This window comes from Serratia sp. NA_112.1 (genome assembly GCF_052691715.1).
Window position 1 is genome coordinate 276315 of the sequence record NZ_JBQZFO010000002.1, and the last position, 25264, is coordinate 301578.

The 25264-nt window shown below is 54.5% G+C and carries 27 protein-coding genes; 12 read left to right on the forward strand and 15 right to left on the reverse strand.

Translation table 11 applies throughout. From position 1 onward, the window contains the following. The 4 genes from paaD to paaA are packed head-to-tail and all read right to left on the reverse strand — an operon-like array spanning position 1 to position 2513. Positions 1-498, reverse strand: coding sequence for a 1,2-phenylacetyl-CoA epoxidase subunit PaaD (paaD, locus tag ACUTQ5_RS05665; RefSeq protein ID WP_445650438.1), 498 nt, complete (start codon positions 496-498; stop codon positions 1-3). Between the two features lie 9 nt (positions 499-507). Continuing rightward, positions 508-1266: a 1,2-phenylacetyl-CoA epoxidase subunit PaaC gene (paaC, locus tag ACUTQ5_RS05670; protein WP_445650439.1), complete on the reverse strand. Its 759-nt coding sequence runs from the start codon at positions 1264-1266 to the stop codon at positions 508-510. An 8-nt stretch (positions 1267-1274) separates the two neighbouring features. Further along, the gene (paaB, locus tag ACUTQ5_RS05675; RefSeq protein ID WP_017893307.1) at positions 1275-1562 is read right to left on the reverse strand and encodes a 1,2-phenylacetyl-CoA epoxidase subunit PaaB; all 288 of its coding nucleotides are present in this window, start codon (positions 1560-1562) and stop codon (positions 1275-1277) included. A gap of 12 nt (positions 1563-1574) precedes the next feature. Further along, positions 1575-2513, reverse strand: a complete 939-nt coding sequence (paaA, locus tag ACUTQ5_RS05680; RefSeq protein ID WP_445650440.1) for a 1,2-phenylacetyl-CoA epoxidase subunit PaaA — start codon at positions 2511-2513, stop codon at positions 1575-1577. Positions 2514-2830: 317 nt separating this feature from the next. Between paaA and paaZ the strand changes: the two genes are divergently transcribed. Further along, entirely contained in the window at positions 2831-4903 is a 2073-nt protein-coding gene (gene paaZ, locus ACUTQ5_RS05685; protein ID WP_445650441.1) for a phenylacetic acid degradation bifunctional protein PaaZ, read from the forward strand. 60 nt (positions 4904-4963) lie between these two features. Continuing rightward, positions 4964-6061, forward strand: a complete 1098-nt coding sequence (locus ACUTQ5_RS05690; RefSeq protein ID WP_445650442.1) for an AAA family ATPase — start codon at positions 4964-4966, stop codon at positions 6059-6061. On the opposite strand, the gene ACUTQ5_RS05695 is transcribed toward ACUTQ5_RS05690, so the two are convergent. Together ACUTQ5_RS05695 and ACUTQ5_RS05700 are read right to left on the reverse strand one after the other, a co-directional pair. Beyond that, on the reverse strand, positions 6058-6954 hold the full coding sequence (locus tag ACUTQ5_RS05695) for a Kdo hydroxylase family protein (protein ID WP_445650443.1): 897 nt from the start codon (positions 6952-6954) through the stop codon (positions 6058-6060). The genes ACUTQ5_RS05690 and ACUTQ5_RS05695 overlap by 4 nt on opposite strands. A gap of 321 nt (positions 6955-7275) precedes the next feature. Next, complete coding sequence (locus ACUTQ5_RS05700) at positions 7276-8826, reverse strand: sensor domain-containing diguanylate cyclase (protein ID WP_445650444.1); 1551 nt, start codon at positions 8824-8826, stop codon at positions 7276-7278. A 185-nt stretch (positions 8827-9011) separates the two neighbouring features. Between ACUTQ5_RS05700 and ACUTQ5_RS05705 the strand changes: the two genes are divergently transcribed. Continuing rightward, the gene (locus tag ACUTQ5_RS05705; protein WP_445650445.1) at positions 9012-9206 is read left to right on the forward strand and encodes a hypothetical protein; all 195 of its coding nucleotides are present in this window, start codon (positions 9012-9014) and stop codon (positions 9204-9206) included. 54 nt (positions 9207-9260) lie between these two features. Here ACUTQ5_RS05705 and ACUTQ5_RS05710 read toward each other — a convergent pair whose 3' ends face one another. Next, positions 9261-9677, reverse strand: a complete 417-nt coding sequence (locus ACUTQ5_RS05710; protein WP_445650446.1) for a VOC family protein — start codon at positions 9675-9677, stop codon at positions 9261-9263. Between the two features lie 271 nt (positions 9678-9948). On the opposite strand from ACUTQ5_RS05710, the gene ACUTQ5_RS05715 reads away from it, so the two are divergent. From ACUTQ5_RS05715 to ACUTQ5_RS05730, 4 genes are all read left to right on the forward strand, one after another. Further along, the gene (locus tag ACUTQ5_RS05715) at positions 9949-10722 is read left to right on the forward strand and encodes an SDR family oxidoreductase (protein ID WP_445650447.1); all 774 of its coding nucleotides are present in this window, start codon (positions 9949-9951) and stop codon (positions 10720-10722) included. A gap of 53 nt (positions 10723-10775) precedes the next feature. Then, the gene (locus tag ACUTQ5_RS05720; protein WP_445650448.1) at positions 10776-11678 is read left to right on the forward strand and encodes a LysR family transcriptional regulator; all 903 of its coding nucleotides are present in this window, start codon (positions 10776-10778) and stop codon (positions 11676-11678) included. Positions 11679-12174: 496 nt separating this feature from the next. Continuing rightward, positions 12175-12423, forward strand: a complete 249-nt coding sequence (locus ACUTQ5_RS05725; RefSeq protein ID WP_017893301.1) for a GlsB/YeaQ/YmgE family stress response membrane protein — start codon at positions 12175-12177, stop codon at positions 12421-12423. A 94-nt stretch (positions 12424-12517) separates the two neighbouring features. Continuing rightward, positions 12518-12907: a YidB family protein gene (locus tag ACUTQ5_RS05730; protein WP_445650449.1), complete on the forward strand. Its 390-nt coding sequence runs from the start codon at positions 12518-12520 to the stop codon at positions 12905-12907. Between the two features lie 3 nt (positions 12908-12910). Here ACUTQ5_RS05730 and ACUTQ5_RS05735 read toward each other — a convergent pair whose 3' ends face one another. Then, positions 12911-13843, reverse strand: coding sequence for a LysR family transcriptional regulator (locus tag ACUTQ5_RS05735; RefSeq protein ID WP_445650450.1), 933 nt, complete (start codon positions 13841-13843; stop codon positions 12911-12913). Between the two features lie 115 nt (positions 13844-13958). Between ACUTQ5_RS05735 and ACUTQ5_RS05740 the strand changes: the two genes are divergently transcribed. Together ACUTQ5_RS05740 and ACUTQ5_RS05745 are read left to right on the forward strand one after the other, a co-directional pair. Continuing rightward, positions 13959-15011 (forward strand): SDR family oxidoreductase, encoded by a 1053-nt coding sequence (locus ACUTQ5_RS05740; RefSeq protein ID WP_445650451.1) that lies wholly within the window; start codon positions 13959-13961, stop codon positions 15009-15011. Between the two features lie 109 nt (positions 15012-15120). Further along, positions 15121-16200 (forward strand): endonuclease/exonuclease/phosphatase family protein, encoded by a 1080-nt coding sequence (locus ACUTQ5_RS05745; RefSeq protein WP_445650452.1) that lies wholly within the window; start codon positions 15121-15123, stop codon positions 16198-16200. 40 nt (positions 16201-16240) lie between these two features. On the opposite strand, the gene ACUTQ5_RS05750 is transcribed toward ACUTQ5_RS05745, so the two are convergent. The 4 genes from ACUTQ5_RS05750 to ACUTQ5_RS05765 form a co-directional block, all read right to left on the reverse strand. Next, entirely contained in the window at positions 16241-17248 is a 1008-nt protein-coding gene (locus tag ACUTQ5_RS05750) for an NAD(P)H-quinone oxidoreductase (protein ID WP_445650453.1), read from the reverse strand. A gap of 158 nt (positions 17249-17406) precedes the next feature. Next, positions 17407-17616 carry a hypothetical protein gene (locus ACUTQ5_RS05755; RefSeq protein WP_012145776.1) on the reverse strand — a complete coding sequence of 70 codons (210 nt, stop codon included), beginning with the start codon at positions 17614-17616 and terminating at the stop codon, positions 17407-17409. 144 nt (positions 17617-17760) lie between these two features. Beyond that, positions 17761-17877 carry a FeoB-associated Cys-rich membrane protein gene (locus ACUTQ5_RS05760; RefSeq protein WP_169534194.1) on the reverse strand — a complete coding sequence of 39 codons (117 nt, stop codon included), beginning with the start codon at positions 17875-17877 and terminating at the stop codon, positions 17761-17763. A gap of 249 nt (positions 17878-18126) precedes the next feature. Further along, positions 18127-18510 carry a hypothetical protein gene (locus ACUTQ5_RS05765; protein WP_445650454.1) on the reverse strand — a complete coding sequence of 128 codons (384 nt, stop codon included), beginning with the start codon at positions 18508-18510 and terminating at the stop codon, positions 18127-18129. Between the two features lie 560 nt (positions 18511-19070). Here ACUTQ5_RS05765 and cspE point away from each other — a divergent pair. Together cspE and dsrB are read left to right on the forward strand one after the other, a co-directional pair. Next, entirely contained in the window at positions 19071-19283 is a 213-nt protein-coding gene (gene cspE, locus ACUTQ5_RS05770; protein WP_004946278.1) for a transcription antiterminator/RNA stability regulator CspE, read from the forward strand. 345 nt (positions 19284-19628) lie between these two features. Continuing rightward, entirely contained in the window at positions 19629-19850 is a 222-nt protein-coding gene (gene dsrB / locus ACUTQ5_RS05775; RefSeq protein WP_445650455.1) for a protein DsrB, read from the forward strand. Between the two features lie 199 nt (positions 19851-20049). Here the strand turns inward: dsrB and rcsA are convergent, their stop codons facing one another. Beyond that, on the reverse strand, positions 20050-20679 hold the full coding sequence (gene rcsA / locus ACUTQ5_RS05780; RefSeq protein WP_174353649.1) for a transcriptional regulator RcsA: 630 nt from the start codon (positions 20677-20679) through the stop codon (positions 20050-20052). Positions 20680-21405: 726 nt separating this feature from the next. Further along, entirely contained in the window at positions 21406-22839 is a 1434-nt protein-coding gene (locus ACUTQ5_RS05785) for a pyridoxal phosphate-dependent decarboxylase family protein (protein ID WP_445650456.1), read from the reverse strand. Between the two features lie 100 nt (positions 22840-22939). Here ACUTQ5_RS05785 and ACUTQ5_RS05790 point away from each other — a divergent pair, with 100 nt between their 5' ends. Next, entirely contained in the window at positions 22940-23812 is an 873-nt protein-coding gene (locus tag ACUTQ5_RS05790) for a LysR substrate-binding domain-containing protein (RefSeq protein WP_445650457.1), read from the forward strand. Between the two features lie 2 nt (positions 23813-23814). On the opposite strand, the gene ACUTQ5_RS05795 is transcribed toward ACUTQ5_RS05790, so the two are convergent. Further along, positions 23815-25203, reverse strand: a complete 1389-nt coding sequence (locus ACUTQ5_RS05795) for a CoA transferase (protein ID WP_445650740.1) — start codon at positions 25201-25203, stop codon at positions 23815-23817. Between the last annotated feature and the right edge of the window lie 61 nt (positions 25204-25264).

A 25264-nucleotide genomic window follows, 5' to 3' on the forward strand; every position in this document is an offset into this window, starting at 1 on the left:
CTAAATGCATTTGAAGTAGTCGAAGGGTTCACGGCAATCGCAACAACGGTACAGCGCCTTACAGGCGGTGGAGCCGAATTCGCTGATTTTCTCGCTGTGGGTGCTGCCGCATCGCGGGCAGGGCACCGGGCCGTGTGCCTGGGGTTTGTCGCAGGTATGGCCCTGTGGCGGCGCGACGCCATATTCCCGCAGTCGCTCACGCGCAGCCGCATTCATCCAGTCGGTGGTCCAGGCCGGACTAAGACGGATATCCACTTTTACCGGGCTGAAGCCGGCCGCGGCCAACTGCTGTTCGATCGCTGCGAGCAAGAACTCGGTGGCGGGACAGCCGGAATAGGTCGGCGTGAAGGTAATACGCCAGCCGCAACCGTCTGCTGCTACGTCGCGCACCATGCCCAGATCGGTAATCGACAGCACCGGCAGTTCCGGATCGCTGATCTGTTGCAGGCAGTGCCAGATTTGCGGAATTTCAGCGGCTTGCAGCCGGGTAATGTTCATGACGGCCCCCTACCAGTTCGCGTTGGGATAGGCGCGTTGCAGAAACTGCATCTCCGCCAATAACGGGCCGAGGTGCTCGCTGTGTCGTCCCTGTTTGCCACCGTGGCGGAAAGCCTGTTCGCTCGGTAACTGCAGGCCGGCCTGTTGCAGCGTGTCACTCACCAGCGCCAGCCAGGGGGCTTCAAATTGGCGTGGATCGGCGGCGATGCCCTGTTGTGCCAGTTGCAGTTCCAGCTCATCGGCGTGGAACAGCTCGGCGGTAAAGCGCCACAGACTATCCAGTGAATGCTGAATTTTTTGCCGGCTGAGCGGGCTGCCGTCACCCAGGCGAATCATCCAGCCACGGCTGAAACGCAGGTGGTAATGGGCTTCTTTCAGTGACTTGGCGGCGATGGCGGCCAACTGCGCGTCGCGGCTGTTGCTCAATGCCTGATGCAGTTGCACGTGGTAGGCGTCAATCAGGAACTGGCGCACCAGGGTGTCGTTGAAACCGCCGTTGGGTTGTTCCGCCAGCAGCAGGTTGTGAAACTCGCGTTCGTCACGGCCAAAGGCCAGACGGTCTTCGCTGCAATGCGGCCCGGTCAGTTCAGCGGCGTAGCCGAGGAAGTTGCGCGCCTGGCCGAGCAGATCAAGGCCGATGTTCGCCAGCGCCAGGTCAATTTCCAGTTCCGGCGCGTGGCCGCACCAGGCACACAGCCGCTGGGCGAGGATCAGTGGCGTATCGCCCTGACGCAGGGCATAGGTGATTAGAGGATCGTTAAGAGTCATGGCCGCCTCTACATGTTCTTGATGCCGTCGGGAATGGTGTAAAACGTCGGATGACGGTAGATCTTGTCATCGGACGGATCGAAGAAGGCTTCACGATCTTCCGGCTGCGAGGCGATCAGATGGCTGGACTGCACCACCCAGATTGAGCAGCCTTCGTTGCGGCGGGTATAGGCGTCGCGAGCATTTTCCAGCGCCATCTGGTCATCGGCAGCGTGCAGACTGCCGACGTGACGGTGCGCCAGCCCTTGTTTGCTGCGGATAAACACTTCATACAGCGGCCATTCAACGTGTGTCATCATCGGTTCCTTTTATGCGGCGGTTGAGGTGTTTTTGGCCGCGTGGGCCAGGGCGCCTTCACGCACCCAGGCTCCTTCGTCCCAGGCGCGGCGTTTGGCCTGCAGCCGTTCGTGGTTGCATTGCCCGCGGCCTTTAATCACCTCGTGCAGTTCACTCCAGTCGATTTCGCCGAAGCGATAGTGGCCGCTGGCTTCATCCCAGGCCAAATCGGCATCCGGGGCGTTCATCCCCAGGGCTTCCAGTTGCGGTACGGTATTGTCGACAAACTTCTGCCGCAGCTCGTCGTTGCTGTGGCGTTTGATCTTCCAGGCCATGCTTTGCGCGCTGTGGGGTGAATCGGTGTCGCTTGGGCCGAACATCATCAGCACCGGCCACCAGAAGCGATTAATCGCGTCCTGCAGCATGGCTTTTTGCTGTTCGCTGCCGTTAGCCATCGCCATCACCGCCTCATAACCCTGGCGCTGGTGGAAGCTCTCTTCTTTGCAAATTTTCACCATCGCCCGTGCGTAGGGGCCATAAGAAGCGCGGCACAGGGCTACCTGATTGACGATAGCCGCGCCGTCGACCAGCCAGCCGATCACCCCGATATCCGCCCAGTTGAGCGTCGGGTAGTTGAAGATCGAAGAGTATTTCATCTTGCCGTCGAGCATTTTCTGGTAGATGTCCTGGCGTGAGCAGCCCAGGGTTTCGGCGGCGCTGTACAGATACAGACCGTGACCGGCTTCGTCTTGCACCTTGGCCAGTAACACCGCCTTGCGGCGCAGCGTCGGCGCTCGCGTCAGCCAGTTGGCCTCCGGCAACATACCCACCACTTCGGAATGAGCGTGTTGGCCAATCTGACGGATCAGGTTTTGGCGGTAGGCATCCGGCATCCAGTCTTTGGCCTCAATAGAGGTATCCGCCGCAATCTTGTCGTCGAAGTGTTGTTGATATTGCGCGTTAGTTGTCATTTTTGCCTCTTGTTGATTCGTATTTTTAATTTTTAATATAAAAAATTGAATCATGTTAAGTAACCATAAGGCTACAAACTGATAACAAAAAGATCAAACGACATTTATGTGGTTTTGCGATAATAATCACAGGTGTGTTTTATAAATTATTGTTATTTATGTTTATTTTAAAGTTACTGGCAGCGAAAAATAGCCTGTTTTTCGAGATTAAAGGTCGTGATGTTTTTCTTTTGTTAAATTTATTCAGGAGAAAGTTGGACAATACCTGATACGTAATTAATTATTGTTGTGTAAATTTATGAATTACGGAGGAGCAAATGCAGCAGTTACACAGTTACCTTTCTGGCGGCTGGGTGTTCGGCCAGGGCACCGCCCGCGAAATCCATCACGCCGTTACCGGCGAACCTCTGTATCAGGTTTGTTCCGACGGGCTGCCGCTGGCCGCCAGCCTGGAGTATGCACGCAGCCGGGGTGGCAAGGCGCTGGCGCAGATGACTTTCCAGCAGCGCGCACAGATGATGAAAGCGGTGGCCAAGCACCTGTTGGCTCATAAAGAAGCGCTGTATGAAATTTCGTACCAGACCGGCGCGACCCGCAGTGACGGCTGGGTGGATATTGAAGGCGGTATCGCCACGCTGTTCGCCTATGCCGGTCTGGCGGGGCGTGAATTGCCGGACGATACCCTGTGGCCGGAAGACGAACTGATCCCGCTGTCCAAACAGTCGCAGTTCGCCGCCCGCCATGTGCTGACTTCGCGTCCTGGTGTGGCTCTGCATATCAACGCCTTTAACTTCCCCTGCTGGGGGATGCTGGAAAAGCTGGCACCGACCTGGCTGGCGGGGATGCCGGCGATCATCAAACCGGCAACCGCCACCGCGCAGTTAACACAGGCGATGGTCAAATTGATTATCGACAGCGGCTTGGTGCCGGAGGGCGCGCTGCAGCTGGTGTGCGGCGGTATCGGCGATATGTTTGAACATCTCGATTATCAGGATGCGGTGACCTTTACCGGCTCGGCGCAGACCGGTCAGCAACTGCGGGCCCATCCGCGCCTGCTGGAAAAATCCATTGCCTTCACCATGGAGGCCGATTCGCTCAACTGCTGTGTGTTGGGGGAAGATGTGACGCCGCAAATGCCGGAGTTTGCGCTGTTTATCAAAGAAGTGTGCCGCGAGATGACTGCCAAGGCTGGGCAAAAATGTACCGCTATCCGGCGGATTATCGTGCCGGCAAAGTGGGTGGCAGAAGTACAGCAGGCGCTGTTGCAGCGCCTGGCCGGTATCACGGTGGGTGACCCTAAACTGGAGCAGGTGCGCATGGGGGCGCTGGTCAGCTACGAACAACGCAATGACGTACAGCAAAAGGTCGATTTTCTGCTGCATAACGGCTGTGAACCTTTGTGCGGTGCCGTGGCGGATAAACTGACTGTGATGGGAGAAAATGCAAATAACGGTGCATTTTACCCGGCTACCCTGTTGTACTGCGCCGATCCCTTTACCCATCAGGCGGTGCACGGTACCGAAGCCTTTGGCCCGGTGGCGACGTTGATGCCTTACCAGCACACCGAACAGGCGATCGAACTGGCGTTAATGGGCCAGGGCAGCCTGGCGGGATCGCTGGTGACCGCCGATGAAACTCTGGCAACGCGGTTTATCCGTGCGACGGCCTGCGCCCATGGCCGTATGCTGATTTTGGATCAACAGGCGGCAGTAGAGTCCACTGGCCACGGTTCCCCGTTACCGATGTTGGTGCATGGTGGGCCAGGGCGAGCGGGGGGCGGCGAGGAACTGGGCGGATTACGGGCGGTGAAACATTATATGCAACGCACGGCGATCCAGGGCAGCCCGGCGATGATGGCGGCAATTGGCCGTGAGTGGGTACGCGGGGCGACGGTGATTGAGGATCCGGTTCATCCGTTCCGTAAATACTTTGAACAACTGCGGCTGGGTGAAAGCCTGCTCACCGCACGGCGTACCCTGACCGAAGCAGACATCGTTAACTTTGCCTGCCTGAGCGGTGACCATTTTTATGCTCATATGGACAAGATCGGTGCCGCCGAATCCCTGTTTGGCGAACGGGTCGCGCATGGCTACTTTGTGGTTTCTGCTGCTGCCGGTCTGTTTGTCGACCCAGGTGTGGGGCCGGTGATTGCCAACTACGGCATGGAAAACCTGCGTTTTATCGAGCCGGTGAAAATTGGCGATACTATCCAGGTGCGGCTGACCTGCAAGAAGAAAATCCGCAAGCCGCAGAAAACCGCGGAAGATCGTCCGCATGGCGTGGTGGTATGGGATGTACAGGTGCTTAATCAGCATCAGCAGGCGGTGGCGTTGTACAGCATTCTGACGCTGGTAGCACGCCAGAAAGGGGATTTTGAGGCGGCAAGCTAAAGACGGCGGGGATGGCAGCTATGTTAAGATACGCTATCCCTTTGACTAAAAATTGTGCCTATGACGATCCAACAACTCCAGCTAAGTGGTTTCCGTTCTATCCGCAACCTGAAACTGCAACTGGGCCGCCTGAATGTGATCAGCGGCCCGAACGGCTGCGGTAAATCCAACCTGTATAAAGCGGTACGGCTGATCCACGAGGCGGCATGTGGGCGCCTGTCTACGGCGCTGGCCGAGGAGGGCGGCATTCAGAAGGCGATGTGGGCCGGAGGATTGCGCCCGGGCGATCGGCGGGGCGATCCGAAACGGATGTTGCTGTCTGCCACCCTTGAGGACTTTGATTATCAGTTGCAGCTGGGGTTCCCCGATCCTACCGACAGCCTGTTTCAACTCGATCCGCTGGTCAAAGAGGAGTCGCTGTGGGTAGCTGGCCATGGCCGTCGCCCGTCGACGAGGGTGCTGGAGCGGCGCAATCAAAGCGCATTCCTGACGAATATTCAGGGAGAACGCACGACTTATCCCGCCAGTTTACATGCGGAGGAATCGGTGTTTGGTCAGCTTGCCGACCCCCACCTGTATCCCGAGGTGTCGCAGGTGCGGGAAAACCTGCGCCAGTGGCGCTTTTATCATGAGTTTGCCGTTTGGCCCGGTTCACCACTGCGCGCACCGCAGGTGGGCATCCGCGCGCCGGTACTGGCGCATGACGGCAGTAATCTGGCCGCCGCTTTTGAAACCGTTTGCGAGATAGGCAACGGGGAGTTGCTGCATGAGATCCTGGGGCAGGCCTTTCCGGACAGTCAGTTTGAAATACAGGCACCGCAGGGGCGTTTTCAGCTATTGATGCATCGGGCCGGGATTTTACGGCCTTTGGACAGTGCCGAGCTTTCGGACGGTACGCTGCGTTTTCTCTGCCTGGCCGTGGCGATGCTTAGCCCGCGCCCCCCGGCATTTATGGCCTTTAACGAACCGGAAAACAGCCTGCACCCGCAGTTGCTGCCGGCACTGGCAATGCTGATCGCCGAAGCCAGTCGATACAGCCAACTGTGGATCACCAGCCATTCACCACAATTGGCCGAACTGATTGGCCGCCACAGCCTGGTCACACATTATCAACTGGCGCAGCAACAGGGGGAAACCCTGCTGCTAACCGCGGATTAAATCAAGGGTTTGCGCAACAGCGTTTCCAGCATTTTTAGCGGCGACTGCCGTGGGTTTTTCATCGCGCTGACCGGCAGCAGGAAGGTTTGTTCCAACATAAACTGGCCGGCCATCGCTGCGTGCGGCGTCTGATCGGAAAAACAGATCCAACTGCTGCCCGGCGGCAGGTCGAGTGCCAGCTGTGGGCCTTGCTGCTGGTAGTATTGGTCGGCTTTCATTGCATCGTGCAGGTGCAGCATCAGGTGGTCGTAATGGCTGCGGCGGCGTTTGGTGATGCCGACCTTATGCTGCAGCCAACTGCTCAAGGGTGAATAGCGCGGTAGGCGCGGTATAAAACGTCGTGCCAATTGGGGGAAAGGTTCACCGACGCGCCATTGGCGATGCTCACCATGCGGATTGATGTTGGTAAAAATACGCAGGATGCGCTCACCCTGATTGGGGCGTGATGGGAAGGCGTCAACGTGCAAACGGCTGTCGTCCTTACGCCATGAGTTGGTCGCACGCCAGGACGAAACCGGGTGCAGGCGCAGGCTGTTAACCGGTGAATGCAAGGTTTGCTGATAATGAGGCAGTAAACCGGCGATTAACTGTCGGCAGGCCTGATAATAACGGTGCAGCAGTGCCTGTACCTGTGGTCGTTGCGCCGTTATCGTTACGCCAGATAATTTTTGACTTTCTGGCCAATAGCTGATGTTTTTACGTTTTATATCCACCAGTGCGGGATCCAATAACGTTATTTCATCGGTTAACAATGGAAATTTTAATTCGGGCAAAAACAATACTTTTCCTTGTTCCAGCGCCAGGGCGGCAGTGTGGGAAACTGGCAGAGTAGCACTGTCCCACTGTCGTTGTGGCAATGTCATCAATGCCTGTTCCGGCATAAGGCTATCCATAAGCATCCTATCTCCTTGCAATGTAGGGATATTTTAATTTTTTATATTTGAATGGAATTTATAACCAGCGGGAATTATTCCCGAATTGAATTCGTGGATAATAAGCTGGATTTAATAATGGTAGCATTATTAAAACTCACCAAACACTAAACAGAAATTAAACGATATGCTAATCGCACGAAAGGGCAAAAATAGACGTAAGCGGAATTAATGGGTTTGTTATTGGAAATTAATCAAAAGCATCGAGCAGGCATGATAATTCTATTATTTGGCCTGGTCTTTTTATCTGGAGCCGCCTTTTGCTAAAGGCGGCTCATTGGGTCAAGCGGAGTAAATGCGGTTTTTGCCCTGGGCTTTCGCTTGGTAAAGTGCGCTGTCAGCCTGATTGATAAAGCTCATCGGCGTGTCGTTATACATATGCGGCACCTTGGCGTAGATCCCTATGCTGATGGTGATGATGCCATGCGGGTTGCCATCATGAGGTATTTTTAGCGCCCGCACCGCTTCGATGACGCGTTCGGCGAATACCAGTGCACCCTGGGCGTCGGTGTCCGGCAATATGATGGCCATTTCTTCGCCGCCGTAGCGGGCCATGATGTCGTTGCTGCGGCTGGCCATTCCCTTGAGCATTTGTCCGATCTGTTGCAGACACTGGTCGCCGGCGACATGGCCATAGATGTCGTTATACTGCTTGAAATAATCGATATCCAACATCAACAGCGCCACGCTGCGGTAGTTGCGTGAGGCGCGCATCTGCTCATTCTTTAAGGCGAAATCAAACTGGCGGCGGTTGGCCAGCCCGGTCAGTCCGTCCAGCAAGGCCAGTTCTTCCAGGGTTTGGTTGATACTGGTGAGCTGATCGCGAGTGCGCATCAGCTCGGCTTCGGTGCGCACGCTGTGGTTAATCTGACGCATCAACACCGTCCCCATGGCCAACAGGATGGCAAGCAGGGTGGCGCCACCCAGAGCAAACAGGCCGGAGTCGTTGCGCCAACCAGCCAGCACATCTTTTTTCGACAACCCGACAGCAATCACCAGCGGATAGCGGTTAACCCGTGAATAGCCGTAAATCCGTTCTACCTTGTCGTAGCGCGAGGTAATGGTGGCATTGCCGAATTCGGAGTGTGGCAATATTTCCCGGAACAGCACGCCCTCGGAAATATTCTTGCCGATGGCCGCCAGGGAATAAGGGCGACGGTAGAGGATGATACCGTCGGCCAATAACAGATTGAGTGAAGCATCGCTGTTTAGCGCAAAGGTATCGTAAAACTGGCGGAAATAGTTGATATACAATGTGGCCAGCACGACTCCGGCAAAGCTGCCGTCCGGGTGGTTGATGCGGCGTGACACCGGAATGATCAAATCGCCGGTAGAGCGGCTGCGCACCACCTTGCCGATATAAACTGCATTACTGTTGTGCTCGAGGTGATATTTAAAATATTCCCGGTCGGCATTGTTGGCGTTTTGTACCAAGCGGCCCGATGAAGTGACGATCCAATTGCCTTGTGCATCGTAAACAAACAGCCCGTGCAGCTGCGGCAGGTTACCCACCTGGGTTTGCATCACTTTTTGCAATCGTAACAGTTGTGGGCTAGCCAGCCCGTCAACCTGAATGCGTTCACTCAGTTCGGACAACGTGCTGTCGGTCTGCATAACGGTGTCATCGGCATGCTGCGCCAGCGCACGGGCCAAATTGGCCGATTCATACTCGGCACTTTGCAAGTCGCGCTGATGGGCATTCCAAATTTGCCAGGCGTTAAACAGGATCAGCGTAACGGCAACGATGACGACAAACACGCCGGCCTGAAATAATAACGGGGAGTTTTTACCGTTGCGAGGCCGTTCGGCATCCTGCAGTTGCTGCTGTGTCATGTCACCCTTGCTGTACAATCTTTAAATCGAGGTAAGAACAATCCTGCATATTATTCGTTAATCACCTGGACCACTACACATTAAACGGTGAAAATGAATAAGTTGTTGAGGGCAGAGGAAGAATATATTGGCTCCGATTATACCCTCCGCATTAAACCTACGGAGAGAATACAGGGATCGCTCGCATGTCTGACTACATCATTATTACTTTGCTGACGCTGGTGGTTTATTACCCGGTGACGCTGGGAGTGCTGGCGTTAATGATCCTGTTTGCCTGGCGGCAGCGTAAGTCACCGTACTGGCGTTTGGGATTGGTGCTGCTGGCGGCGCTGTTCGTGCTGTTCGCCATGGCGGCCTATGACTGGTATCACTACAACTGATAGTTGATGCCAGGGTGCCCGCGATCAGAGGCGGACACCGAGCGGGATGACGAACTATTCAACGTTAATCATCCAATTGACGCCAAACTGGTCGGTCAGCATACCAAAACCTTTGGCCCAGAAGGTGGACTGATAAGGCATGGTGACCTGGCCTCCTTGCGACAGTTTTTCAAACAGTTCGCGCCCTTGATCAACGGTACTTGGGTTGAGTGACAGGGCAAATCCCTTGTGTGATGCGTCGGCACCATCCTGCGGGCAGCCATCCGAGGCCATCAGCGCGGTGTCGCCTATCAGCAACCGGGCATGCATGATGGACTCCGGATTGACGTCTTGAGGGTTGCCCTGTTTGGCTTCTTCGGGCATCTCTTTGTAACGCATCATCATTTCAAGCGTGGCACCCAACTGCTGCACGTAGAAGTTCACTGCCTGTTCACAGTTTCCGCTAAAGAATAAGTAGGGTTGAATCACCATGACATTGACCTCTGTTATGACCCGTCTGGGCGTTTAGTGGCCTACGGCGGGCGGGAAACAATAGTTTCTAATTGCGACTATTGCTGTTGGAAACTTACAAGTGTAGTGCGATTTCCGCTGAATGCTTGGCTGCCGATCACGCTGTGGGCATTTTTCGCCCACCTGGAAGTATTGACCAAAAAACCAGGATGGTTCATCCCGGTTTGGACAGATTATCTGAGCGGTCACAGTTCCTATACTCGTTACAACCTTCACTAACGGAGTCACTGTAATGAGCAAGCAATCTTTGAATGGAAAAGTGGTGTTGATCGCTGGCGGTGGGAAGAACCTGGGTGGCTTGGTGGCGCGCGATCTGGCGGCCAGTGGGGCAGCAGCGATAGTGGTGCATTACAACAGCGATGCGACCAGGGCGGCAGCGGAGGAAACGCTGAAGGCGGTTAACGCGGCGGGCGCCCAGGCGATAACGGTGCAGGGCGATCTGACCAAGCCTGGCAACGTGGCGCAGCTGTTTGAGCAGGCAATCAAGGCATTCGGCAAAGTGGATATTGCCGTCAATACTGCCGGCCTGGTGATCAAAAAACCGATTGCCGAGGTGACCGAAGCGGATTACGACAGCAGTTTTGACATCAATTCCAAAGCGGCTTTCTTCTTTATCCAGCAGGCAGGCAAGCATTTGGCCGACAACGGTCGCATTGTGTCCATCGTCAGTTCGCTGCTGGCGGCTTATACGCCGTTTTATGCCGTCTATCCGGGCAGCAAGGCACCGGTGGAGCACTTTACCCGCGCCGCCTCCAAAGAGTTTGGCGAGCGGGGCATCAGCGTGAATGCCATCGGCCCTGGCCCGATGGATACGCCGTTCTTCTACGGGCAGGAAAGCAAAGAGGCGGTGGAATATCACCGCAGCGCCGCGGCGCTGAGCAAGTTCTCGAAAACCGGCCTGACCGACATTGAGGACATCGCGCCGATCGTCAAATTTCTGGTCACCGACGGCTGGTGGATCACCGGGCAGACGCTGTTTGCCAACGGTGGCTATACTACCCGTTAATATCAATTTTGCTGCGGCCGGTGCCGCAGCTTGTTTAACAGGATGCACTGCCGGTGGATAAAATAGGGAGATTGCGGGTCTTTATCCAGGTGGCCGAAGTGGGCAGTTTTATCCGGGCTTCGCAGATCCTGCTGATGCCAAAAACCACGGTTTCGGCCGCGATCCAGCAATTGGAACATGAAATGGGCGCCCGCCTGTTTCATCGCACTACTCGCCGGGTACAACTGACCAGCGACGGTGAACTGTTGCTCGAAAAGGCACGCAGCCTGCTGTTTGACGTGCAGGCATTGGAAAGTCTGTTTCATCGGCAAAACGGCCTAATCGGGGGGCGTTTGACGGTTGATGTTCCCAGCCGTATCGCCCGGAGAATGATCGTGCCGGCGCTGCCTGACTTTTTTTTGCAGTATCCCGAAATTCAATTGTTTCTCAGCGCCAGCGACCGTTCAGTTGATCTGATCCAGGAAGGGATCGATTGCGTGGTGCGTGTCGGTAGCCTCAACGACAGCAGTCTGGTCAGTCAGCCGCTGGGTCGCCTGAGTATGATCAACTGTGCCAGCCCGGATTATTTGCAGCGCTACGGGATCCCGGAGCAACCTGCCCAGCTGGAGGATCACTGGGTGGTGGGCTATGCGCAGCCGACTTTGGCCGGGGCAGATACCTGGGTTTGGCAGCGGGGCGATCAGCACATGGAAAAAATCTTGCGTAGCCGGGTCACGGTAAACAATGCGGAAAATTATATTGGGTGCTGTCTGGCAGGGTTGGGGATGATTCAGATACCGCGCTTTGATGTTCAGCACTACCTGGAGGACGGGAGCTTGTGTGAGGTTTTGCCGCAGGCCCGGCCACCGGCAATGGGCATTGCCTTGCTTTATCCCCATCGTCGTCAACGTTCGGCGCGTTTAACCGCATTTGCCGAATGGTTCAGCCAGTTAATCAAGCCGTTTTGCGAGACCTGAGGCCTGCTGGCTAATGGGATTTTTATCCAGGTGAACCCCTATTTCTTCTTGGCTTTCAGGTAATTAAATTTCTGTAAAAACAAGACACAATTAAAACTGCCAAAAAAGTGACAAAGGATGTGTAACATTACATCAACAGCAGGGCGACTGAGCCATTCCAGGCTGCCGCCAGGGCATAAATTGCGGCCAGTATCAGCAGAAACGGCGTGTTGGTCATGCTCGGTCTCCGGCGCGAAGCCTCGCCTGTCGTTATAGCCTGTACAAATGACAGCGAGATGAATGCGGCTAATTTTTGCACAGACAAATTCAGACGGACGGAAATGGGTAAACTGCTGATATTTGACTATAGTAGTTGTGTGAAGACGCGTGTTTATCGAGGTTTACCCTGTATCGTTCTACCGTTAAGGGAAGGGACAGGTGTAAAAGTACCGAGCAGGCGCCGTAGTGGGTCTGGTGATAGGGTTTCTTAAGGCAAAAGGTAATAGGGAGAGTAAAAATGGGCATTATTTCCTGGATCATTTTTGGGTTAATCGCCGGTATCTTGGCTAAATGGATCATGCCGGGCAAAGACGGTGGTGGCTTTATCGTGACCGTCATTCTGGGGATTATCGGTGCAGTTGTCGGCGGCTATATCAGTACCTTCTTCGGTATGGGGCGCGTTGATGGCTTTAATCTGGGCAGCTTTGTTGTCGCAGTTATCGGTGCCCTGGTGGTGCTTTTTGTCTACAGAAAGATCAGAAACTAATCAGATGCTGATCAATGGGGTCGCTGCGGCGGCCCTTTTTTCGTTAAATCACAAGGGTCGAGCGGCCTGAGCCGACGGCTGGAAGGGGATTACCATGGGTCTTTTTGATAGCGTATTGGGTAACATTCTCGGCGGTGCCAACGGTGGTAAAGGCATCGATTACGTCGCCATTATGCAATGGGTTGAGCAACAGGGTGGTCTGCAGGCTATCCTGGACAAGCTCCGTCAGGGGCAATTCGGCGATGTGGTCGGTTCATGGCTGGGCAACGGTGAAAACCAGCAGATCAACGGCGATAACGTGCAGCAGGCACTGGGCAGCGACGCCATCAACCAACTGGCCGAAAAGCTGGGCGTCGATCCGGCTCAGGCATCCGCCACTATTGCGCAGTTCCTGCCAACGGTCGCTGACGCCGCATCGCCAAATGGCGAAGTGCAGCAGGACAGTAATGAACTGGGCGATATGGTCGGTAAACTGTTCAAATAATGGTTATGCCCCCGGCCTCTGGTCGGGGGCATAGTTTAACGTCATGCCTTCAATGTTCCTCAATGCCGTCAGCAAATACTCCACCCAGGCCCGCACCTTACCGGGAATAAAGCGCGCAGCGGGATAAACCGCATGCAGCGCCATCGGTGGATAACGCCAGGCCGGCAAAATGGGCACCAGTGTGCCACTCGCCAATTGCCGACCGATCAACGGTCGCTGTGCGCCGCCAATACCCAGCCCCGACTCAATCGCCGCCAGCAGTGAAAATGTATTGTTAGCGCGAAATACCGGACGCAGCTCCACCATCTCAGGGCCATGTGGGCCGATTAACGTCAGCGTGTCTGCGTCGCTCAGACCGCTATAGCGGATGTGTGGATGGGTTGCCAGCTCTGCCAGGGTTTGCGGTTCACCCTGTGCCGCCAGGTAGGCCGGCGAGGCCACCAGAATACGTTGTAACTCTCCCAGCCGTCGCGCCACCGTGCCAGGTGAACTCAGTTCGCCAAAGCGGATCGCGACATCAATGCCTTCACCGATCACATCCGCGCGACGATCGTCCAGTAGCAGCTCGATGTTCAGTTGCGGATGTTGTTGCTGAAAGGCGATCGCCAGCGGCGTCAGGTGTTGTTGGCCGAAACCTGTTGGTGCATGGATGCGTAACGCCCCTTGCAGCCGCAGGTTTTGGCCATGTAACACTTCTTCCGCTTCACCCACCGCCGCCAGAATCGGTTTGATTTGCCGATAATAGCCTGCGCCGGCATCGGTCAGCGTAACGGCGCGGGTGCTGCGAAACAGCAGTTGTGCGCGCAACTGTTGCTCCAGGCCGGCAATCTGTTGGCTGACCGCCGGTTGTGTCAGGCCCAGATCGCGAGCGGCGGCCGATAGGCTGCCCAATTCGGCTACCCGAACAAAAGTCTGCATGGCGTTTAGCTTGTCCATCGGCCCTCCATCTATAGATTTTACTTATAAGTGATAGTCATAAACCCCATCTACCGCAAGCTTAACTAATCAATCACAGTGAAAGTCTCAATAGATACTGAAGCGGAGACATAACATGCAAAACGAAAAACTGGCGTTGGTGGTCGGCGCTAACGGCGTTATTGGCGGCAAGCTGATTGAAGAGCTGGAACAACAAGGTTGGCAGGTGATTGGTCTGTCGCGGCGCGGCGGCGTTGATCGGCCGCAGGTGCGTTATCTGGCGGTCGATCTGTTGGATGCACAGGCAACGGCTGATGTCTTGCGACCGCTGACCCAGGTCAGCCACATTTTCTACGCTGCCTATCAGGATGCACCGGACTGGGCGGGGCTGGTGGCGCCAAACCTGGCGATGTTAAGCAATGTGGTGGAGGCGCTGGAACCGGTGGCGCACGGGCTGGAGCACATTAGCCTGATGCAAGGCTATAAAGTGTATGGTGCCCATTTGGGGCCATTCAAAACCCCGGCACGCGAGAGTGATGCCGGGCACATGCCGCCGGAGTTCAACCTGGAGCAACAAAGCTATCTTGAACAGCGTCAGCAGGGGAAAAACTGGCACTGGAGCGCCATTCGCCCCAGCGTCGTTGGCGGCTTCTCGCTTGGCAACCCGATGAATCTGGCGCTGACCCTGGCCGTTTATGCCTCGATCAGCAAGGCGCTGGGGCTGCCACTGCGCTTTCCCGGCAAACCTGGGGCTTACCACAGCCTGCTGGAAATGACCGATGCCGGGTTACTGGCGCGGGCTACCTTGTGGGCGGCGACGGAGCCGGCGGCGGCTAATCAGGCATTTAACATCAATAACGGTGACCTGTTCCGCTGGAGCGAGCTGTGGCCGAAAATTGCCGGCTATTTTGATCTGGAAGTGGCGCCGCCGTTGCCGATGCCGCTGGAGTCGGTGATGGCGGATAAACGTGAGCTGTGGCAGACGTTGGCGCAACGGCATGATTTGGTCGAGATGGATTACCGTGCGGTGGCGAGTTGGCGTTTTGCCGATTTTGTTTTCTCGTGGGATTACGACATGTTTGCCGATGGCAGTAAGGCACGTCGTTTTGGCTTCCATCAATTTGTCGAAACCGAAGCGATGCTGTTCTCGCTGTTTGACGAATTTCGCCGTCGCAAGATAATTCCTTAAGTCGGCTGGCGGGACGGGCGTTTTTTATGGCAATCTTTGGCTGCCGCACCAAGCGGCAGTCAGGAGGCCGTCACCCCGACAGGCCCGGATCAATGATGAGGAATTAACCGTGACAGGGATAACTGCCATACTGACGCTTTTGCTGGTGCTGGTGACTATTGTGCCACTTTCAAAGCATGCAGCCTGGTGGATCCGGGTGTGGGATTTTCCCCGCCTGCAAATACTGGCGCTCTCGCTGCTGGTGTTATTGCTTAACCTGCTGTTTGTACCGCTGTCACCCTGGGTGTGGGGCATGATGGCCGTGAACCTGGCCTGCGTGGCTTATCAGGCCGCGTGGATTTACCCTTATACCCGGCTGAGCAAACCCCAGGTGCTGGATTTTACCGGCTACCAGAAGAAACCGCGTATCCGCATTTTAGTGTCCAACGTATTAACGCCCAATCGCCAGGCGGAGAAACTGCTGGCGTTGGTGGCGACCGAAAGGCCGGACGTGCTGGTGGCGGTAGAAACCGACGCCTGGTGGGAGCAGCAGTTGTCGGTGCTGGAACAGGATTATCCTCACAGCTTGAAATGCCCGCTGGATAACCTGTACGGCATGCATGTCTATTCGCGGCTGAAACTCAGCGATGCGCAAATACAATATCTGGTGGATGAGCAGATCCCATCAATGCATATGATGGTGCATTTACCGCAAGGACCGCAGGTGCGCCTGCACTGTGTACACCCGATGCCGCCGAGCCCAACCGAGAATGAAGAGTCGGAAGATCGCGATGCCGAGCTGGTAATGGTGGGAAAAAGTGCGGCCAAATCGGAGTTTCCGGTGATTGTGACCGGCGATTTGAACGATGTGGCCTGGTCGACCACCACGCGGCTGTTTCTGAAAGTCAGCGGCCTGTTGGATCCGCGCCGTGGGCGTGGCATGTTCAGCACTTTCCACGCCGGTTATCCGTTGCTGCGTTGGCCACTGGACCATGTGTTTCATAGCGATCATTTTGTGCTTGGCTCACTGCGCCGCTTAACCCGCGTCGGCTCGGATCATTTCCCGATTATGGTGGAACTGGTGTACTCGCCGAAGCAGGGGGCACAGCAGGAAAGCCTGGAGAAAGGCAGTGAAGACGAAGCGCTGGCGCAAGAGAAGTTAGCCAATACCGGCTCCATGCCGGAGGACGTACACACCCCAGGCAGTTGAAAACGTCCCCCCGCAACCACTACTGCGGGGGGCGTGTGAGCTAGATAGTCAGCATGATTTTACCGATATGCTGACTGGACTCCATCAGCGCATGGGCTTCGGCAGCCTGATCCAGCGGGAAGGTTTTGAATATCTGCGGTTTTAATGCACCGCGCTCCAGCAGTGGCCACACCTTTTGGCGTAAATCAGCGGCAATTTGCGCTTTGTCTTCCACGCTGCGTGCACGCAAGGTCGAGCCGGTATGGGTCAGGCGCTTGATCAGCAGCGGCATCAGGTTCAACTCCTTCACCACGCCGTTCTGGGTGCCGATTTGCACAATGCGGCCGTCCATCGCCGCCGCCTGATAGTTCTTCGCCACGTAGTCACCGGCAATCAAATCGACAATAACGTCGGCTCCCTTGCCGTTAGTGGTGCGCTGGGTCTGCTCAACAAAATCTTCGCTGCGATAGTTAATCGCCACATCGGCACCCAATGCCAGACTGGCCTGGCGTTTTTCTTCGGAGCCGACGGTGGTGATCACCTTGGCACAAAAGGCTTTCGCCAGCAGGGTGGCGACAGTGCCGATACCGGAGGTGCCGCCGTGGATCAACACGGTTTCACCGGCCTTAAGACGCCCGCGTTGGAACACGTTGACCCAAACCGTAAAGAAGGTTTCCGGGATCGCCGCCGCTTCAATCAGGCTAAAGCCCGCGGGGACCGGCAGCGCATTGCTTTCATGTACTTTGCAGTATTCTGCGTAGCCGCCGCCGGCAATCAGGGCGCAAACTGCGTCACCGATGGCGTAATTTTGTGCCCCAACGCCGGTAGCGACAACGGTACCGGCGATCTCCAGGCCAGGAATATCCGATGCGCCAGCAGGCGGAGCGTATTGGCCGCGACGTTGCATCACATCAGGGCGGTTAACGCCGGCGGCCGCGACTTTCACCAGAATTTCACCCTGTTGCAAGGTAGGCAGCGGCCTTTGGCTGCTAATCAGTACCTCTGGTTCGCCAGGCTGGCTGATTTCGACGACTTTCATGGTGCTGGGCAGCACTGGGTTGGCTGACATGGTGATTCTCCTCAGTTGGCGTTCAGGCGCAGTAACCAGTGTAGGTAACCGCCTGCTGTAATTCATGTTTTATCTTACAGAAATGCCGAAGGGAGAATGTGGATCATAGGGCGGCCGCAAGGGGAAAGGTGGGGCGCCGCCGCAGGGGCGGCATGGGATTAGTCATTGGGCGGGATGCGAAAACCTTTTAGCGAGACGATAAAATGTTCTTTCCCTTTGGAGATTTTGGCGCCTCGATCACACCACAGGCTGGCGAGCTGGAAAAAGTCGTCGCTGTCGATGTCATAGGCCAGTTCGATTTTTTTTGCCGTGCCGTAGCGGATCAGCTTTTCGGCTTCCTGGTGGTTGGTTGCTCTAATGGTGGTCATAACGAAATCCTTGGTATTAAGCCAGTGCGGATAATCGCCAACCATGATATGGCCATATTGTGACAATTTTGTGATAAAAAAATGACAGAGTGCAGTTCTGTGGCCAGGGGCAGGGTGTTAATGCCATACCCCTGTACGCTTGCATTAACGATCGTGTGGACGCAGCAGGGTACTTTTCTTCTGAGATTTAAAGTGCTTATACAGCGCGAACCCTGCGATGCCGGCTAATACGGCCAGCAAGGATAAATATTCAGTCGCCATCTGACAACCCTCCGATAAAGCATGGCTAAGGAGTGGCTATTTGTGACAGCTATCACGTTACGCAGCAATGGGAGCATTCTGGAAGTCGGCAGGTGGTTGATATTTATACATAAAAAAAGCGCCTATAGGGAGGCGCATAAAATATTGCAACACAGCTTGTTGTGTTCAGCACCAGGAGGAGTGGTGAACAGAGTGTCATTGTATGAACACTCTGCTGCGGCCGATATAGGGATAACTCTTAAAGCCGCATTACCATTGATAACCCATGCTCACATTGTAATCAGGTTCCTGATCGGTGGAGTAAGGATCCGACTGGCGGCGGCGATCGGTTTTTTTCACCGGGCCGTTATTCGGACCGTATTTAAGTGACGAATACGGTTTGGCGCGCGGGCGACTGCAGCCGGGATGATCACATTCCATATCAACGCGAAAACCGGTTTTGTCTTCGGTTTCCGACCACACCACCGGTGGTTTGGCCGATTTTTTTTCTGGGCCAAGGGCAGTTTGCGGTACGGGTGCCGGTTTGATACTGGGGTCCGGTGCGGTGTAGGACAGGTCCAGCGCCTGGGCCGGAGCGCTCAGCATCAACAGAACGGTGCAGCAGGACGCTGCCAGCGTATGCCATCTCAGCATGGTCAATCTCCCTTTATAGTTACGCTGCGTAACTATAAAACAGCCAGACGAGAATTACTATCATTTGTAGCCGGTAATTAATCACTACCCCATAAACCCTTCATCGCGGTGCCGACCGGCATTCTGACGGCCTGTATGTCACAGGAGCTGCAGCGTAACCGTGAAAGGCGTAATTGTGAGCAATGTCAAAGAGGTGGCCATGAGACAGAGGCGATATTTTGTAAATATTGTGGCCGTGCCTTACCCCCGCTAGCCGGGAAACACAGTCACAAATGACGAAGAATTAAGCAGGTCGGGTGAAATCCTGTGCGTTTAGCCTCGTTTCTAATGAGGTGCTTATAAAAAGAGTTGCTATTAAAGCCTCATCATGAGTTAATGCTTCTCGGCCTGTGGTACAGACCTATTTATGCACGACATTTTGAGTAAAGTAGTTCAAATTTAAAGCGTTATCCTAGATAGCTCTTCACTGACGAATTTCCTTTCTAGTGCCTCCATAAGTAACTGATGACCGGCTATTTCTTGCCCATGGTGGCGTAAATTTAATATTGTAGGAATTAAACATGTCTAACATGATCAAAGGTCAAGTGAAGTGGTTCAACGAGTCTAAAGGTTTCGGTTTCATCACTCCAGCAGACGGCAGCAAAGATGTGTTCGTACACTTCTCTGCTATCCAGGATCAAGGCTTCAAGACCCTGGCTGAAGGCCAGAACGTACAGTTCTCTATCGAGAACGGTGCTAAAGGTCCGTCAGCGGCTAACGTTACCGCTATCTAATCGGCCTCTCGCTGATTAATAAAAACCCGCTAAGGCGGGTTTTTTTGTGCCTGCTATTTGCCTAAGGCAAAAAAAAGCCCGCAAGTCTGCGGGCAAAAGTTCCTTGTTACTTCTTCATTTGCAGGTACTTCTCTGGGGGGAAGCACCAGGGAACAGACTACCTGTTGCGCGTTTAGGATTCTGCGGACAAAACGTTAAGAAAGTGAAAAGGCCACAGCCCGAATGGCCTGCTACGCTTGTAGAAAGGCACTACGCAGGTGGGCTGCGGATTTAGCGCAGTGTACGGTATTTTTCTCACCTCATTTTGTAATACACTGACATCAGTGATAAATAATGGGGTAGAGCATGAAAACCAACGATCTGGTAACGGTAAAAACTGATGGTGAGCAACGGCGTGAGGGAGTGATTCTGGCGGTAGAAGAGTTTAACGAGGGGGTTATGTATCTGGTCTCTTTGCCTGACTATCCTGCGGGTGTCTGGTTCTTTAACGAGATAGACAGCCGTGACGGCACCTTTGTTGAACTGCGACAGGGCGCTTCTCAGGCTCCAAATAGTCCAATTTGTTAATTTAATTTGCAAGGTTTACGGTGGGTGATTATTTTACAGAGCTAGGAATAATCTGCTTTTTGCTGCGGGAATACCCGCCGCGGCCGAGATTTTCGTCGCGAGCAGGTATTTAGGTTATTTAAATGCGTGGTTTCCAGTACTCTGTTCTGAACAACATTTAAAACCAACGTTTGGCAGAGTACACAACAAAGCTTTTAACCTAGCGGCTATTGACAAATATCCCACTGGTTAGCGTGTCGGTCAAACGAACAACATGGTAAATAATCTGTTTGTTGTGCGTTTTAATTTTTCTTTTGATATTTCCCTTGTGGGAAGAGACAGTTTTGGCTTTAATTTGCATCTGGTCGGATATCTGGATGGTACCCTGGCCCGACATCCACATGCGCAGCATGTTTGATTCAGTTTGGCTGAGCGTAACCGGTGTCTGATCAAATGAAGTTTTTTCAGTGCGAGGAGTTTTTCTTTCCAGGTAGTGACTAAGTAGTTGATTCATAGTCTCTGGCTTGATCGATTTTGACGAGATGATGACATTTTTACGAACATATAAATAATCGTCAAAATGTACGTTGGTGATGGCCATAAAGATGAAGAATAAGGTGTCAGGATGCAGTGAAATCACCCCTTTTATACGTTCCGTCGCGTTCGCTTCGTGTATAAAACAGTCTTCGTTAATAAACACCAGGCTAGGCTTCAACTTGCTGCATTTTTCATGTAGATCGTCGATATCACCAATAGCATTAATCTGGCGTTTTTTTACTCCGTGCGTTGTCAAGTAGTCTGTCAAACCCAATCTGGTATAGCTGCATGAATCCATAATGATCGTTGGCATATCTCACCCCCCACTTAAATCCGTTTTACCGCGGTAAAAAAAAAAGAAAAAACCTGAAGCCAAAAAGGCAAAAAAGAACAAAAAGAGTCACATCTAGGAATGTTCTATCAATAAATACGGTAGTACTCAACGATATTTTCTTTCTAAACTAATTAACATCATGAACCTATAAGTTTAGCTTAAGTCAGAATAATCTGCTGGCACAAGGATTGTGGGGCAGTAACGCCAACTGGTGCTTGATCCGCGTGCTCGTTGGTATTTTTATCATTGAATCTGCCCATCATGTCACGAAACGAAATTTTAGATTGCTAGGAAAAATCTTAAAAAAAATTCATGTGTTGTTTTTTTAACATTCCTTAGTTTATTTATTCATCAGTGCTAATGCTGTAAGGTTTTAATGATTTTATTTTTAATAATATTATCATAAGGTTATATTGGTTTTGTTGTTTTTTGATAATGATAATTCTTCCACTCCTTATCACTTGCGACAACCAATAGTCACACAGAGTTAACATTGATTGGTCTTTTTGTTACAAAAATTGGCGTTATAACAAAGAGTTGATGTGATTATTCGTGCTGTTATGACAAATGTGATAAATGTCAGCGAGTGATTAATTGGTTTTACTGAACTATTTGGGCAGCACCCAAGGGCACCAATATCCATTGCTCGGCCGTGGGCTTACTGCTGCCGTAGAATAATCACCGGCAGCAATCAATAGAGTGGCGTTACTTTGACCTGCCCGAGCAACCAGACTCTGCCAGACAGTGACGCATCGATTCCAACGCCAGATGGATATCGTTTTCCTCGGTCATCCAATTGACCAATGCTGCACGGATCCCCGGTTGTCCGTTATAACGGGTCGGGGTGCAGCGCACTACGCCGTGCCGATCGAGGCGGGCTATAAAGCGATCGCGTGCAGCAGTAGCATCGCCTGGGGCATTTTTGAGCGCAAAACACACCACGTTCAAATTGACTGGCGCCAGCAGGTGGAAACCCGCGCTGGCCGTCAGCTCTGCCCCCAGCAACTGTGCCAGTCGAACATTGCGCTCAACCATATCTTGCATACCGCTGCGGCCATATGCTTTCAGCGCCATCCACAACGGCAGAGCGCGAAAACGCCGCGAGTTTTCCGGAGTCAGGTGCAGGTAGTTGTCTGGCCGCAGCGTCGGCGCTTCCAGATAAGCCGAATGGTTCTGGAAAACCTGCATTTGTAATGCCAGATGACGGCTGAATTGGATCGCGCTGTCGTAGGGCACATTCAACCATTTATGCGCATCGACGGTAATCGAGTCAGCCTGCTCCCAACCGGCTAAGCGTGGCGCATAGTGCGGTGAACAGGCTGCCACGCCGCCAAAGGCCGCATCAACGTGTAACCAGAACGGGTAGCGCTCGCGCAGCGCCAACAGCTGCTGCAGGTCGTCGAAGGTCACGGTATTCACCGTTCCGGCGCTGGCCAGCACTATTGTCGGTATGCCGACGCTGGCGGCCAGATGCCGTTCCAGCTCGGCCGGGTCGATAGCTTCAGAGTTCGGCAGGCTGTCGATAATTCTCAATGCGTCGCGACCGATGCCGAGCATGCTGAGTGCTTTTTCGCTGCTGGAGTGCGCATTTGCTGACAAAACCTGTATGGCTCCCAAGGCTGCCAACCCCTGTTCCGCGACATTGATGCCACGCTGCTGCCCCAGCCACTGGCGGCCGATGGCCATGCCGACAAAGTTGGCCATGGTTGCCCCGCTAACAAAACTGCCGTTGAATGTCTCTGGCAGACCCAACAAGTCTTTTAGCTGCACAAGGGTCGCCAGTTCAATTGCCGCGGCCACGGTATCGTCACTCAGCAGACTGTTTTGGTCGATAGTGCTAACCAGCCAGTCTGCGGCCAATGCAGCAGGGGTCGAGCCGCCGGTAACAAAGCCAAAATAACGCGGTCCGGCGCTGGCAGAAAGGCCCTCGGCATAACGCAGCCAGAAATCGTCCAGTGCCGCCAGTGCGCCATCGCCGCCGTTTGCCAGTAAATTGTCCCCCGGTTGTAGCTGTTGAGCGGCCAGAGGAGGGCAAACCGGGCGCTGTTGCAGGCCCGTCAGGAAGCCTTCGGCCAACTGCCGGGTACGGTCGAGTATCTGTGGAAATTGCTCAAGGTCCAGCTGTAAACGTGGGTGCATTACTGACTCCAGATGTAAAGGGCATGAGTGACAGCCTAGAACATTTGCTTTGTGGCGAAAATCGATGAAAAATAGCCTTTTTGGATAGTCTGGCTAACCAATGCTAAATGACGCGATCCCACTGCACATTCTGCCGACCTTTGTGATTGCCGCTCGGTTAGAGAATTTGCGCGCTACCGCCCTGCAAGTTCATCTTACCCATGGTGCAGTTAGCCAGCAGATCCAACAGCTCGAACGGGCGATCGGTTGCCCGCTGTTTGAACGGCAGGGGCGCGGGCTACGCCTGAATAGTGCCGGGCGTGAGCTGTTGGCCGTTGCCGAACCGGCGCTACAGGCATTGCAGCAGGGCGTCAGTCGGGTCAGGAAGATTGCGCAAAGTCAGGCTCTGCGTATCAGCGTGCTACCCTCTTTCGCGCATTACTGGTTAATGCCGCGTCTGCCATCTTTTCATGCCGCCTGTGCCGACATTGCGCTGGATATCGATGCCTCGCTGGCAGTGCAGGATCTGGTGCGTATAGGGTTTGATGCGGCTATTCGCCTCGGCAATGGTCAATGGCCAGAGATGCAGGCACAGTGGATTGCCTCCGGAGAGGTGGTGCCGGTGGCGACCCCGGCGCTGGCCGAGCAGTGGCAGGCAGCCTTTGACCGTGGTGCGCCAGGCATACCGCTGCTGGAACATGATGTTACGCCGTGGCGTAGCTGGTTCACTGCGCATCAGCAGGTGGAGTCCGGTCGCCCCTTGGTATTATTCAATGATGCAGGATTGTTGATCCGCGCGGCTGAGCAAGGGTTTGGTATCGCGCTGGTGAAAAAACTGCTGGTGAGTGATGCGCTGGCAGAGGGCCGGTTGACCGCACTGGCACCGGCACGACATTTTGATCAGATAGACTTTTATCTGGTTTGGCCGCAGAGTGCCGGATTGACGCCGGCGGTCGAAGTCTTATTGCAATGGTTGCAGCGGCATTTGGCCTGAGTTTAGCGGCGTAGCCATTGCGGCTGCGAACTGCCAAGGGTTGTTGCGGGCAATGCCCAGAGCAATGCTGTGCCGTTTAACCGTAATGGCGCGATAAGGCGTTGTGCCGCGCCCCAATGGGTCAGCTCGGTTTCCGGGTTTTCATCCGCCGCGCTGGCCGCCGTCAGTGGCGTCAATGGATATTGCTGTGGGTAAGGATGTTCAAGCAGCAGTTGTGCCGTCCGTGCCAGGGATAGCCGGACACTGTAGCCGGTACCCTGTCGCAGGCGTTGACGCATGCCGTGCAGCACCGCCGTCGCCATCAGGTAGCCGGTTGCGTGATCCAGAGCCTGTACCGGCAGGGGGACAGGTATGGCGGCGTTTTTCCATTGCATACCGGATTCTGCCAGCCCGCAGCTCATTTGCACCAGACTGTCGAAACCGCGCCGTCCTCGCCACGGGCCACTCCAGCCATAGGCGTTGAGGCAAACGTCGATCAATCCCGGTGACAGTGTGCGGCGTTGTTCTGCACCATAACCCAGCTTTTCCAGCGCCCCGGCGCGATAGCCATGAACCAGAACGTCGGCGTTTTTCAGTAGATGCTCGAAGGTGTGGCGATCGTGCGGGTTTTTCAGGTTCAGCCGTGCGCAGCGCTTGCCGAGGATCACTTCATGTTCGACGCCGGGCTCATCCCAACCGTAGGGATCGATGCGTAATACGTCGGCCCCCAGACCGGCAAGAAAACGGGTGGCGACCGGCCCGGCGATAATCCGCGTCAAATCGAGCACCCGCACGCCGTGCAGCGGTCTGGCGGCAGGCAGCGCCCAGCCGGGGGGCGAAGCTTCCGCTTGTTGTTGTTGATGGCAAAGCGGTTCCTGCGCAACGCTCTTGCCCTGAATATGTTGCCGCCACGCCTCGACCGAGCGCATTTCAGCCGCGCAGCCGCCGGCTTCGATCACTGCCAGCTCCAGTTCACCTTTTTTCCACGTCAGCACCTTTTGTGCCAGTGCGTTTTTATCCAGATGCGGGCCCAGCACTTGTTCTACGGCTTTGCGGTGATGAGGGGCATTGGTATGCAGGCGGATCCAACCATCACTGGTGGCATAGTCGCCCGCCAGCGCGTCCCAGGCGGCCGGCAATGACCAGCCTAGCGGCCGTAAGGTCCAGCCGAACCACAGCGATGCCAGGCGGCGATCGACCAACACCTGCGGTTCATCGCCCTGATTTTGTTGCAGCAGTTGGGCGCAGGCCAGCCCGGCGGCTCCCAGGCTGGCGGTTGCCAGCTCGCTGACCGGGAATACGCTGTTCAGGCTGCCTTGGCCGCTGACCGTCAGCGGAATTGCTGGCGTGTTGTCGCTTTGGCCGAAACTTTGCCCGATTTCTGCGAGCAGTGTTTGAGTAAGGGTATCCATCATCAACTCCAGGTTGCCGGTTGGGGGACTGTGCCTAGCCTGGTTCACCCCGACCGGACTT